The sequence below is a fragment of the Roseateles depolymerans genome (genome assembly GCF_003387155.1).
Lineage (GTDB): Bacteria > Pseudomonadota > Gammaproteobacteria > Burkholderiales > Burkholderiaceae_C > Roseateles > Roseateles depolymerans.
Genome location: NZ_QUMT01000010.1, coordinates 1 through 12,272, shown reverse-complemented (window position 1 = coordinate 12,272; position 12,272 = coordinate 1). Strand labels below are relative to the sequence as shown.

Sequence of the window (12,272 nt, the reverse complement as noted above, 5' to 3'; positions counted from 1 at the left end):
AAGCAAAACCTTCAGGAGACTCAGGCCCCCCCGGCCAGCACCCGGTAGGTGTGCCGGGCCACCATCAGCTCCTCATCGGTCGGGATCACCCAGGCTTCGCAGCGGCTGCTGTCGGCGCTCAGCCGCGTCGCGGCGTGCGGCGGGGTGGGGCGCTGGTCATGACCCGGCGCCTGCGGCACCAGTCCCAGCCAGGCGCAGCCCGCCATCACCCGTTGGCGGATGACCTGCGCATGCTCGCCGATCCCGGCGGTGAACACGATCCCGTCCAGTCCGCCCAGTTCCGCGGCCAGGGCGCCGATCTCCCGCACGATCCGGTGGACAAACACATCCACCGCCAGCCGGGCGCGTGGGACGTCGCTGGCCAGCAGGGTCCGCATGTCGCTGGACACGCCCGAGAGCCCCAGCAGCCCGGACTGCTGGTAGAGCAGGCGTTCCAATGCGCGCGCATCCAGCCCCTTCTGGTCCATGAGGTACAGCAGCACGCCCGGATCGACCGATCCGCTGCGGGTGCCCATCGGCAGCCCTTCAACGGCGGTGAAGCCCATGCTGCTGCCGATGCTGCGTCCCCGCTCCAGGGCGCAGGCGCTGACCCCGTTGCCCAGGTGCAAGGCCACGACGCGTCCCTGGGCCAGCCGGGGGGAGACCTCCGGCAGGCGAGACGCGATGTACTCATAGCTCAGCCCATGAAAGCCATACCGACGCACCCCGCTCTCATACAGCGCATAGGGCAAGGCATAGGGCTGGGCCACCTGCGGCTGCGTGCGATGAAAGGCGGTGTCAAAGCAGGCCACCTGGGCCAGGCCCGGCAGGCCGCTCAATGCGCGGCGGATGGGGGACAGGTTGTGGGGCTGATGCAGAGGCGCCAGCGGCACCAGCGCTTCCAGCTGCGACAACACCTGCGGGGTGACCACCACAGGCTGGTCGAAGTCGGTGCCGCCGTGCACGACCCGGTGACCGATGCCCAGCATCTCGATCCTCGGAAACTCCTCCTGCACGAACGCGACCAGGTGATCGATCGCCTGATCATGCGGCAGGTGGTGCACCGGCCAGTCCCGCTGGCCGGCCGGGCTGCCGTCGGCATGGCGGGCTTCGAAATGCGGTTGCGTGCCCAGGCCTTCCACCTGGGCATGCAGCTCCAGTCGCAGCGGGGGCGCCGAGCCCACCTGTTCGCGGGCGTGCAGCGAGAACATCGACAGCTTGACGCTGGACGAGCCCGCATTCACCACCGCAATGAATTCACCTTCCAGCCGGGGATCCATGCCTGCTCCCATCTTTGCTCCCACATCTCTTCCCACATCTGCCCCCTCACCTGCTTGCATCCATGCCTGCGCGCCGGTTCATGACCAAACCACGCTGCCGGGCAGGGGCCCGGCCTGTAGGATGCCTGGGACCAGCCCGGGAGTCGATCCATGCCGTCCGCTCATCCTCACTACGACCGCCTGATTGATGCGGTTCGTCAATTTCCGCCGCTCCGGGTGGCGGTGGTGCATCCCTGCAGCGACGTGGCGGTGCACGCCGCGGTCGATGCGGCCCAGCAGGGGCTGATCCAGCCGGTGCTGGTGGGCCCGTTGGCGAAGATGGCGGAGGCGGCCGCGCGGGCCGGGGTGGACCTGTCCCCCTATGAGCAGCACGACGTGCCGCACAGCCATGCGGCGGCCGATCTGGCGGTGCAACTGGCGCTGCGGGGTCAGGTCGATGCGCTGATGAAGGGCAGCCTGCACACCGATGAGTTGATGGGCGCCGTGGTGCGCCGCGACGGCGGTCTGCGGACCTCGCGCCGCATCAGCCACTGCTTCGTCATGGACGTGCCGGGTCATCCCCATCCGCTGATCATCTCGGATGCGGCGATCAACATCGCGCCGACGCTGGAAGAGAAGGTGGACATCGTCCAGAACGCCATCGACCTGGCGCATGCGCTGCGCCTGCCCGAGGTGCGGGTGGCGCTGCTGTCGTCGATGGAGACGGTCAACCCCAAGGTGCCGTCCACGCTGGAGGCGGCGGCGCTGTGCAAGATGGCCGACCGCGGGCAGATCACCGGCGCGGTGCTGGACGGGCCGCTGGCCATGGACAACGCCATCGATCCGGAGGCCGCCCGCATCAAGGGCATCGTCTCGCCGGTGGCGGGGCAAGCGAATGTGCTGATCGTGCCGGACCTGGACGCCGGCAACATGCTGGCCAAGAGCCTGAGCTTCCTGGCCCATGCCTATGCGGCCGGCGTGGTGCTGGGCGCGAAGGTGCCCATCATCCTCACCAGCCGGGCCGACTCCCAGGCCGCCCGGCTGGCGTCCTGCGCACTGGCCTCGATGCTGGTGGCCGCCGGGCGGGACGGCCGCATCAAGGCCGTGGGCTGATCAGCGGTCTTCCAGCAGGCTGCGCAGCATCCAGGCGGTCTGCTCGTGCACCGTCAGGCGCTGGGTCAGCAGGTCGGCGCTGGGCTCGTCGCTGGCCTTGTCCACCAGCGGGAACAGCGAGCGGGCGGTGCGTGCGGCGCCCTCATGACCTTCTACCAGGATGCGCACCATCTCCAGCGCCTTGGGCGGCGTGGCGGGCGCGTCCGGCAGGGAGCTCAGTGCGGCGAACTGGGCGTAGGAGCCCGGCGCGGCATGGCCCAGCGAGCGGATGCGCTCGGCGATCGGGTCCACCGCGTTCCACAGCTCGGTGTACTGGGCCATGAACATCGCATGCAGCGAATTGAACATCGGACCGGTCACGTTCCAGTGGAAGTTGTGGGTGGTCAGGTACAGCGTGTAGGTGTCCGCCAGCAGCTTGGACAGGCCTTGGGCGATGGCAGCGCGATCCTTGTCGCTGATGCCGATGTTGATGGAGGGCTGACCCTTGGCATGGATGGGGGCGGCGGGGGACTTCTTGGCCATCTGCGGACTCCTCTGGAATGTCGGTGAAGAACGGGTGACCCTTGAGTGGCGACCCGGACAGGGTGGACAGCCTACCCGATCCGGAGGTCGCACGTCAGACCGTGCCGTGGCGCATCCAGTCCACCAGCATCTGGGCGTTGAGCGCTGCGCCGACGGCCACGATGACCAGTCCGAGGAGTTGGCGTCCGGGTTTGATGTTCATGAGAGGCTCCTGGTGGGTGGGGAGCGAGCGCCGCAGCGCCCGCCGTGATCCAGAACGGTCCTGCGACCGTCAGGCGGTGAACTCGATGTCCAGTTCGCTCAGTGCGGTGCGCACCACGCGGCCGTAGTCGGGATCCGCCTTGTCGAAGTGGGCCAGCTGGCGGTCGATGATGAACGCCGGCACGCCTTTCATCGACGCGGCAATATTGCGTCCCAGTCGTTGCTGCTGCTCCGCGCCGAGGATGCGGAACAGCGCGCCGGGCTGGCTGTAGTCGTCATTGCCGTCCCGATGGTTGTAGCGGGCCGCGTCGCCCTGCAGCCGCAGCGGCGGCTCGGCCACCGACGGGTCCTGCGTGGCGCCGCCGAAGCTGTTGGGTTCGTAGTAGGCGTCGGCATGGCCCGTCGGGGTGCGGAAGAACTTCATCGACCCGTCCTTGTGATAGTGATGGACCGGGCACTTGGGCGCGTTCACCGGCAGGGCTTCGTAGTGCGTGCCCAGGCGGTAGCGGTGCGCATCGGCGTAGGCGAAGATGCGCGCCTGCAGCACCCGGTCCGGGCTGAAACCGATGCCGGGCACGATGTTGCTGGGCGAGAACGCGGCCTGCTCGATCTCCTCGAAGTAGTTGTCCGCATTGCGGTTGAGCTCCAGCACGCCCACCTCGATCAGCGGGTAGTCCTGGTGCGGCCACACCTTGGTCAGGTCGAAGGGGTTGTAGGGCGTCTTGTCGGCGTCCAGCTCAGGCATGACCTGCACGAACATCGTCCAGCGCGGGTACTCGCCCGCCTGGATGGAACCGAACAGGTCTTCCTGATAGCTCTCCCGGGTCTGGCCGATCACCTGGGCCGCATCCGCATTGCTCATGGTGCGGTGGCCTTGCTGCGTCTTGAAGTGGAACTTCACCCAGAAACGCTCGCCGTCGCGGTTCCAGAAGCTGTAGGTGTGGGAGCCGTAGCCGTTCATGAAGCGCGGGCTGACCGGAATGCCGCGGTCGCTCATCAGGATGGTGACCTGGTGCAGGCTTTCAGGGGACAGGCTCCAGAAGTCCCAGGCGGCGGTGGCCGAGCGCAGATGGCTGACCGGATGACGCTTCTGGGTGCGGATGAAGTCGGGGAATTTCAGGGGGTCGCGGATGAAGAACACCGGGGTGTTGTTGCCCACTAGGTCCCAGTTGCCTTCTTCGGTGTAGAACTTCAGGGCGAAGCCGCGCACATCGCGTTCGGCATCGGCGGCGCCCAGTTCACCGGCCACGGTGGAGAAACGGGCCAGCATCGGGGTGCTCTTGCCCACCTCGCCGAACAGCTTGGCGCGGGTGAAGCGGCTGATGTCGTGGGTGACGGTCAGGGTGCCGAAGGCGCCCCAGCCCTTGGCATGCACCACTCGCTCCGGAATCCGCTCGCGGTTCTGGTGGGCCAGCTTTTCCAGCAACTGGTAGTCCTGCATCAGCACCGGGCCGCGGGGGCCGGCGGTCAGCGAATTCTGGTTGTCGGCGATCGGGGCACCGGCGGTGGTGGTCATCACCGGGCACTGGGCGGGATGGGCGGAAGCGGTAGGTTTGCCACTCATTTGAAGCTACTCCTCGGAAGCGTTGAGGTCCGGGCCAGGCCCGGGGCGGGAAGCTGGCGGACCTCGGAATCGGTGTCGCGTTGCGACGTGAGGAGAACTGTAAAAACCGCCAGCCGATAGATCAACGCAAATAGCTTAAGAGCGGCGATAGAAAAAATCGATTCCCCAAACGGAAGAGGGGAGAGGGGCCGGATGGAGGCCCTGGCGGTCTCCCCGGCGGGTCATGCGCGGTGATGCGGACGCCCACGCGCCGGCGCTTGCAAACGTTAGCTTGCGAACGCCAACGTGCGAGTGCGTGCGGGGCTTCAGGACAGCAAGGTGACCCGGTCCAGCTTGCAGGCGTAGACCGCATTGCGCAGAGCCGCCACCGCCTCGTAGCGGGTGAAGGTGCGGCGCCAGGCCAGCACCACGCGGCGGGTGGGGGCGGGGGCTTCGAAGGGGATGTAGCGCAGATGGTCCGGCACCTGGGCCGGCACGCTCAGGGCGGGCACCACCGTCACGCCCATGCCGGAGGCGACCATGTGCTTGATCGTCTCCAGCGAGCTGCCCTCGAAGCTCTTGCGGATGCCTTCGGCGTCGGTGGAGAAGCGGGCGAACTCGGGGCAGACCTCCAGGACATGGTCCCGGAAGCAGTGGCCGTTGCCCAGCAGCAACATGGTTTCTGCCTTCAGCTCTTCCGCCGAGATGCGCTCGCGCTTGGCCAGCGCATGGGAGGCGGGCACGGCCACCACAAACGGCTCGTCATAGAGCGGGGCCAGGGCCAGGCCGGCGTCCGGGAAGGGCTCGGCCATGATGGCGCAGTCCAGCTCACCGGTGCGCAGCATGTCCAGCAGCTTGGTGGTGAAGTTCTCCTGCAGCATCAGCGGCATGCGCGGGTAGAGCTCGATGCAATGCTTCACCAGCTCCGGCAGCAGGTAGGGCCCGATGGTGTAGATGATGCCCAGGCGCAGCGGGCCGTCCAGCGGATCCTTGCCGCGCTTGGCGATGTCCTTGATGGCGCTGGCCTGCTCGATCACCGACTGGGCCTGGCGGACGATGTCCTCGCCCAGCGGGGTCATGGTCACTTCATTGGCGCCGCGTTCGAAGATCTTGACGTCCAGTTCCTCTTCCAGCTTCTTGATGGCCACGGACAAGGTGGGCTGGGAGACGAAGCACGCCTCGGCGGCGCGGCCGAAATGGCGTTCACGGGCAACGGCAACGATGTAGCGCAGTTCGGTCAGGGTCATGTCGCCATTGTCCTCAGAAAGCAGGCATTCTGGGCGCGCCCGGTACACTGCCGCCCCACCCATGGGACAACACCCGGGGAGACGCATGACCACAGACAGAAAACCCATCACCCTCCAGCGCCTGCTGGATATGCATGCCGCGGGCGACAAGATCGCCATGCTCACCTGCTATGACGCGGCCTTCGCCCACCTGCTGGACACGGCCGGCGTGGATGCGCTGCTCATCGGCGATTCGCTGGGCAATGTGCTGCAGGGGCAGGAGACCACCGTGCCGGTGCGTCTGGAGGACATGGTCTATCACACCCGGTGTGTGGCGCGGGCGCGTCGGCATGCCTGGATCGTGGCGGACCTGCCCTTCGGCACCTACCACACGTCCCCGCAGGACGCGTGGCGCAGCGCCATGCAGCTGGCCCAGGCCGGCGCGCACATGGTCAAGCTCGAGGGCGGCGGCTGGACCACCGAGACGGTGCGTTTCCTCACCGAGCGCGGCATTCCGGTGTGCGCGCACCTGGGGCTGACACCGCAGACGGTCACGGCGCTGAGCGGCTTCAAGGTGCAAGGCCGGGACGAGCAGGGCGCCGCCCAGCTCAAGGCCCATGCCCGCGAACTGGTGCAGGCGGGGGCGCAGATGCTGGTGCTGGAAATGGTGCCGGCGGCGCTGGCGGGCGAGCTGACCCGCAGCCTGGGCATCCCGGTGATCGGCATCGGGGCCGGCGCGGACTGCTCGGGCCAGGTGCTGGTGCTGCATGACATGCTGGATGTCACCCCGGGCCGCCGGCCGCGTTTCGTCCGCAACTTCATGCAGGGCGCGACCTCCATCCAGGATGCGGTGGGACGCTATGTCGCCGACGTGAAGTCCGGGGCCTTCCCCGCGCCCGAACACACCTACTGACGCCATGCAGATCCATCACGACATCAGCGGCCTGCGGGCCGCGCTGCAGGGCGACGCGCCCGTGGCCTTCGTGCCCACCATGGGCAACCTGCACGAGGGCCATCTGGCGCTGGTGACGCAGGCCCGTGAGGCAGTGGGACCGACCGGCCGCATCGTGGCCTCGGTCTTTGTCAACCGGCTGCAGTTTGCGCCGCATGAGGACTTCGACCGGTATCCGCGCACCTTGCAGCGGGATGCCGAGCTGCTGGCGGGCGTGGGCTGCGACCTGGTTTTTGCGCCGGACGAGAAGACCATGTACCCCGAGCCGCAGGGCTACAAGGTGCATCCGCCGACGGAGCTGGCCGACATCCTGGAGGGGCACTTCCGTCCCGGCTTCTTCGTGGGGGTGTGCACGGTGGTGCACAAGCTCTTCAACATCGTGCAGCCGGATGTGGCCGTCTTCGGCAAGAAGGACTATCAGCAGCTGATGGTCCTGCGCCGCATGGTGGACCAGATGGCGCTGCCGATCCGGATCCTGGCCGGCGAGACCCGCCGCAGCGACACGGGCCTGGCCCTGTCCAGCCGCAATGGCTACCTCACCGATGACGAGAAGCAGCGCGCACTGCTGCTGTCGCAGACGCTGCGGGGGCTGCTGACGGCCTGGCGCGACGGCGCTCGCGACGTGGCCCGCCTGGAGGCCGATGCGATGCAGACGATGCGTGATGCGGGATGGTTGCCGGACTACATGACGCTGCGCCGCCAGCATGATCTGGGGGCACCGCAGGACGGGCAGCCGATCGTTGCGCTGGGCGCGGCCAAGCTGGGCCAGACGCGCCTGATCGACAACCTGGAAGCTTGAGCGGCTCCTGACGTCCGGGCCTGGATCAGGCCTTGAGGTATTCCGTCTTGTGCCCCAGCCAGCGCTCGACCTGACGCAGCGCGGCCTGCGGATAGTCGTCCAGCAGCCGCGGTGCCAGGGCGCGGGCGGCGCTGAGCAGCGGCGCGTCTTCCTGCAGGTCGGCAAAGCGCAGCAGTTGTGCGCCGCTTTGCCGGGCGCCCATGAACTCGCCGGGTCCGCGGATGTCCAGGTCGCGGCGGGCAATCTCGAAACCGTCGGTGGTCTCGGCCATGGCGCGCAGGCGTGACTTGCCGGTGTCGGACAGCGGCCCGGTGTAGAGCAGCACGCAGACGCTGGCCACCGAGCCTCGCCCGACGCGTCCGCGCAGCTGATGCAACTGGGACAGCCCGAAGCGTTCGGCGTGTTCGATCACCATCAGGCTGGCGTTGGGCACGTCCACGCCCACTTCGATCACGGTGGTGGCGACCAGCACGCTCATCTCGCCGCTGCTGAAGAGCGCCATCACCGCCGCCTTTTCCGCTGGCGGCATGCGTCCGTGCAGCAGGCCGACGCTCTTGCCGTGCAGGGCCGCGCTGAGCTCCTCATGGGTTTCGGTGGCGTTCTTCAGGTCCAGCGCCTCGGATTCCTCGATCAGCGGGCAGACCCAGTACACCTGCCGACCGTCCTGCACGGCGGCGGCGATCTTTTCGATCACCTCGTCGCGACGGCCGTCGGCGAACACGCGGGTGACGATTGGGCTGCGCCCGGGCGGCAGCTCGTCGATGGTGGACACGGCCAGGTCGGCGAAGTAGGTCATGGCCAGCGTGCGCGGGATGGGGGTGGCGCTCATCATCAGCAGATGCGGCTCCATCGGCACGGCGCCGGGCGTGTCGTCGTTCAGGCTGTCGGCCAGCTTCTTGCGCAGGGCCAGTCGCTGCGCCACACCGAAGCGGTGCTGCTCATCGATGATGGCCAGGCCCAGGCGGGCGAAGCTCACCTTGTCCTCGATCACGGCATGGGTGCCCACCACCAGCTTGGCTTCGCCGGAGGCGGCGGCGTCCAGCATCTTCTGGCGGGCCTTGCCCTTCACGCTGCCGGTGATCCAGGCCACCTCCACGTCCAGCGGTTCCAGCCAGCCGATCAGCTTGCGGAAATGTTGTTCGGCCAGGATCTCGGTGGGGGCCATCAAGGCGCATTGCCAGCCGGCGTCCATGGCCACGGCGGCGGCAATGGCGGCCACCACGGTCTTGCCGGAGCCCACGTCGCCCTGCAGCAGGCGGTGCATGGGCTGGGGCAGGGCCAGATCGGCGGCGATCTCTTCGGTCACCCGCTGCTGGGCGCCGGTCAGGGCGAAGGGCAGGGCGCCGAGCAGCCGTTCATGCAGACCGCCCTTGCTGCCGCGCAGCACTGGCGCGCGCAGGTGGGCCCGTTCGCGCTGTGCCTGCTGCTGGCTGAGCTGCTGGGCCAGCAGTTCCTCGAACTTCAGGCGCTGCCAGGCGGGATGGGTGTGGTCTTCCAGCGTCGACAGGCCGGCCGAGGGCGGCGGATGGTGCAGGAACTGCAGCGTCTCTCGCAGGGACGGCAAGCCGGCGGGAATCATGGACGGCGGCAGCACCTCGTCCAGCGGCGCGCGCTTGAGCGCGGAGGCCACGGCCTTGCGCAGATAGGCCTGGGGCAGCTGCGCGCTGGTGGGGTAGACGGGGGTCAGCGACGTGGCCAGCGGCGTCTGCTCGTCCACCTTGCGGAAGCTGGGATGCACCATCTCCCGCCCGAAGAAGCCAACGCGGATTTCGCCACGGGCGCGGATGCGGGCGCCAACCGCCAGGGTCTTCTGATGGGCCGGATAGAAATGAAGGAAGCGCAGTTGCACCTGACCGCCTTGGTCGTCGCGCAGCTTCACCAGGAGCTGACGACGGCCGCGGATCTCGATGCGGCTCTCGATCACTTCGCCTTCGCACTGGACGGTGTCGCCGTCATGGGCGGCGGCGAGCGGCGTGATCTGGGTCTCGTCCTCATAACGAAGCGGCAGGTGCAGGGCCAGGTCGATGTCCCGGGTCAGGCCCATGCGTTCCATCGCCTTTTGCGGGGCGGACTTCGCAGGGGCGGCGGCCGGTGCGCTGGCGGCGGAGGCCTCGGGCCCGGACGCAACTGCGCCCGCCCGCTTGCTGGCCGCTTTGGTGGCCGTCTTGTTGGCCGACTTGGGCGCGCGCGGGGCTTTGGACGACACGGACGGGACCTCGGACATGGGTCGGAATTCTGCCTGTGATCTGAGCGGGCCCGAAGGTCGTGTCGAGAATGCTGGGGATGGGAGAATTCGGGCCTTCTCATTTGATCGGCACGGGTCTGTCCGGCCCTCGTCATCCATGTCCCGACTTTTCACTGTCAGCGACTTCGATTTCGCACTTCCTGAAGACCTCATTGCCCAGCATCCGGCCGAGCAGCGCAGCGCGTCGCGCCTGCTGGATGGGCGCACCGGCACGCCGGTGGACCGCATCTTCCGCGACCTGCCGGAGCTGCTGGACCCCAAGGACCTGCTGGTCTTCAACAACACGCGGGTCATCAAGGCGCGGCTCTATGGCGCCAAGGCCAGCGGCGGTGCGGTGGAGGCGCTGATCGAGCGCGTGCTGCCGGGCACCCACGAGGTCTGGGCGCACATGCGGGCCAGCAAGAGTCCCAAGCCGGGCGCCGTGGTGAGATTCGCAGAGGCCTTTGATGCCGAGGTCCTGGGGCGCTGCGGCCCGGACAACGGCCTCTTCCACCTGCGCTTGTCTGGCGACCCCTTTGAGCTGCTGGAGCAGCACGGCCACGTGCCGCTGCCGCCCTACATTGCCCATGACGACTCGGCGGATGACGTCCGCCGCTACCAGACCGTTTTTGCGCGAGAGCCGGGCGCTGTTGCTGCCCCGACCGCGGCGCTGCACTTTGACGAGCCCTTGCTGGAACGACTGGCGGCCCGCGGCATCCAGACGGCGCATGTGACCTTGCATGTGGGCGCCGGCACTTTCCAGCCGGTCCGCGTGGACAACCTGGCCGACCACAAGATGCACAGCGAATGGTTCCAGGTGCCGGAAGAGACCGTGGCGGCCATTGAGCGCTGCCGCGCCGAGGGGGGACGCGTCACGGCAGTGGGCACCACCACCTTGCGCGCGCTTGAATCGGCGGCGGTGGGCGGTGCGCTGCGCGCGGGGGCCCGCGAGACTGACATCTTCATCACCCCGGGCTTTGACTTCCAGGTGGTGGACCGTCTCATCACCAACTTCCACCTGCCCAAGAGCACGTTGATGATGCTGGTGTCGGCCCTGGCCGGCTACGAGCACATCATGGCCCTCTACCGCCACGCCATCGACCAGCGTTACCGCTTCTTCAGCTACGGCGACGCCATGCTCCTGGACCGTCGCCGCGCCGACGCCTGACGCCGTGCGGTGGACGTGCTCATTCGGTGCGGGGCACCGGCGCGGCGCGTGCCTGCTCACCCTGCTGGTGCGCCAATCGCCCGCAAATCGGCGTTGCGGCAACGCCCGTTACCCCATCGTTACCAAAGAAGAGGCCTGACCCCCGTGTGCACGGGGGGCATAAAGTCACACATTTTGGAAGAATCGGATCCACGACAACGGGCCCGGCACTTGCTTGCATGAGGACCGAGGGAGGCGGGCGAGGCCCGCGTTGCCACCACACTGAATATCGGGAGTCTCATGAAGCTGCTTGCAATCACCCCTATCGCGCTGGCGGCCACCTTGCTGGGTGGCGTGGCGGTGGCGGACACCATTGGGGGTCTGGTCAACACGGGCAGCGGCTTGAGCGCCGGCGACACCGACAAGAACTACACCTACACCGTCTCGGGCGGTGACTATTCGGGCCTGACGGGTTATGGCGTGGTGAGCACGGGCTCGACCGATCCGTTCCCGCACTGGATTGCCAACACCGAGTCATCTTCGTGGCTGATTCTGGGCGGTGACCAGCAGACCAACTACAGCTCGGCGACGGACAGTGTGGTGACCTGGTCGCTGAACTTTGACCTGACGGGTTACGACGTTTCCACGGCCTCGATCACGGGTCGCTGGGCCTCGGACAACAGTGGTGTGTTGTTGCTCAATGGCCAGGCCATCTCGACGATTGAGGGCAACGGCTACACGGGCTGGACGAATTTCAGCAGCATCGCCAGCTACTTCACCAGTGGCGTGAACACGCTGAGTTTCGTGGTGACGGACGATGCCAACTCGGTCTACAACTACACCGGGGTGCGCGTTGAATTTGCGAGCGCCATTGCCAACGCGGTGCCGCGCAACAACCCGACCATCAGCCCGGTCCCGGAACCTCAGACCTACGCCATGATGATTGCGGGCCTGGCCGCCCTGGGCTTCCTGGCCCGCCGCCGCAGCTAAGCGAGCGCCGCGAGGCGCGAGCCTATCCGGCCCAGAAGGCGGCCGTACGACTGCCTAGCGACCCTCCATTTCGCCAAGAACTCTTCGCCCTGCTCGATCCGGAAGGAGACAGGGAGGGGGATTCCGCGGAAGTATTAGGAGGAGCCCGCGAAGCGGGCGGGGGACATGGAGCGGAATCCCCCTCCCTGTCTTCTTCCAGCGCAGTACTCCAGCCATCAACGCTGACCCGTCCTGAACTACGTTGACAGTCCCGGACGGTTGTAAAGGTCGGCGTCAGCCAACCAACTGCGCCCGATGCACAGCATCGGGCGTTTGCA

At 67.5% G+C, this 12,272-nt stretch carries 10 protein-coding genes; 5 read left to right on the top strand and 5 right to left on the bottom strand.

The annotated features are described in order from the left end of the window. Window positions 1–20: 20 nt before the first annotated feature. Entirely contained in the window at window positions 21–1,259 is a 1,239-nt protein-coding gene (locus tag DES44_RS24300; protein WP_058933254.1) for an acetate/propionate family kinase, read from the bottom strand. Window positions 1,260–1,409: 150 nt separating this feature from the next. Between DES44_RS24300 and DES44_RS24295 the strand changes: the two genes are divergently transcribed. After that, window positions 1,410–2,351: a phosphate acetyltransferase gene (locus tag DES44_RS24295; RefSeq protein WP_058933255.1), complete on the top strand. Its 942-nt coding sequence runs from the start codon at window positions 1,410–1,412 to the stop codon at window positions 2,349–2,351. On the opposite strand, the gene DES44_RS24290 is transcribed toward DES44_RS24295, so the two are convergent. The 3 genes from DES44_RS24290 to DES44_RS24280 all read right to left on the bottom strand — a co-directional run bounded on the left by DES44_RS24290 (window position 2,352) and on the right by DES44_RS24280 (window position 5,864). Continuing rightward, window positions 2,352–2,873 (bottom strand): Dps family protein, encoded by a 522-nt coding sequence (locus DES44_RS24290; RefSeq protein WP_058933256.1) that lies wholly within the window; start codon window positions 2,871–2,873, stop codon window positions 2,352–2,354. A 271-nt stretch (window positions 2,874–3,144) separates the two neighbouring features. Beyond that, window positions 3,145–4,638, bottom strand: a complete 1,494-nt coding sequence (locus DES44_RS24285) for a catalase (protein ID WP_198164872.1) — start codon at window positions 4,636–4,638, stop codon at window positions 3,145–3,147. 305 nt (window positions 4,639–4,943) lie between these two features. Continuing rightward, window positions 4,944–5,864: a hydrogen peroxide-inducible genes activator gene (locus DES44_RS24280; RefSeq protein WP_058933258.1), complete on the bottom strand. Its 921-nt coding sequence runs from the start codon at window positions 5,862–5,864 to the stop codon at window positions 4,944–4,946. 85 nt (window positions 5,865–5,949) lie between these two features. On the opposite strand from DES44_RS24280, the gene panB reads away from it, so the two are divergent. Both panB and panC read left to right on the top strand, forming a co-directional pair. After that, entirely contained in the window at window positions 5,950–6,756 is an 807-nt protein-coding gene (gene panB / locus DES44_RS24275) for a 3-methyl-2-oxobutanoate hydroxymethyltransferase (protein WP_058933259.1), read from the top strand. A gap of 4 nt (window positions 6,757–6,760) precedes the next feature. Beyond that, a complete protein-coding gene (gene panC / locus DES44_RS24270) occupies window positions 6,761–7,594 on the top strand; it encodes a pantoate--beta-alanine ligase (RefSeq protein WP_058933260.1) in 834 nt (277 codons plus the stop codon). A gap of 25 nt (window positions 7,595–7,619) precedes the next feature. Here the strand turns inward: panC and recG are convergent, their stop codons facing one another. Further along, window positions 7,620–9,818, bottom strand: a complete 2,199-nt coding sequence (recG, locus tag DES44_RS24265) for an ATP-dependent DNA helicase RecG (RefSeq protein WP_083525208.1) — start codon at window positions 9,816–9,818, stop codon at window positions 7,620–7,622. 118 nt (window positions 9,819–9,936) lie between these two features. Here recG and queA point away from each other — a divergent pair, with 118 nt between their 5' ends. Beyond that, the gene (gene queA, locus DES44_RS24260) at window positions 9,937–10,986 is read left to right on the top strand and encodes a tRNA preQ1(34) S-adenosylmethionine ribosyltransferase-isomerase QueA (RefSeq protein ID WP_058933261.1); all 1,050 of its coding nucleotides are present in this window, start codon (window positions 9,937–9,939) and stop codon (window positions 10,984–10,986) included. 279 nt (window positions 10,987–11,265) lie between these two features. Beyond that, complete coding sequence (locus DES44_RS24255) at window positions 11,266–11,955, top strand: PEP-CTERM sorting domain-containing protein (protein WP_058933262.1); 690 nt, start codon at window positions 11,266–11,268, stop codon at window positions 11,953–11,955. Window positions 11,956–12,272 lie beyond the last annotated feature (317 nt).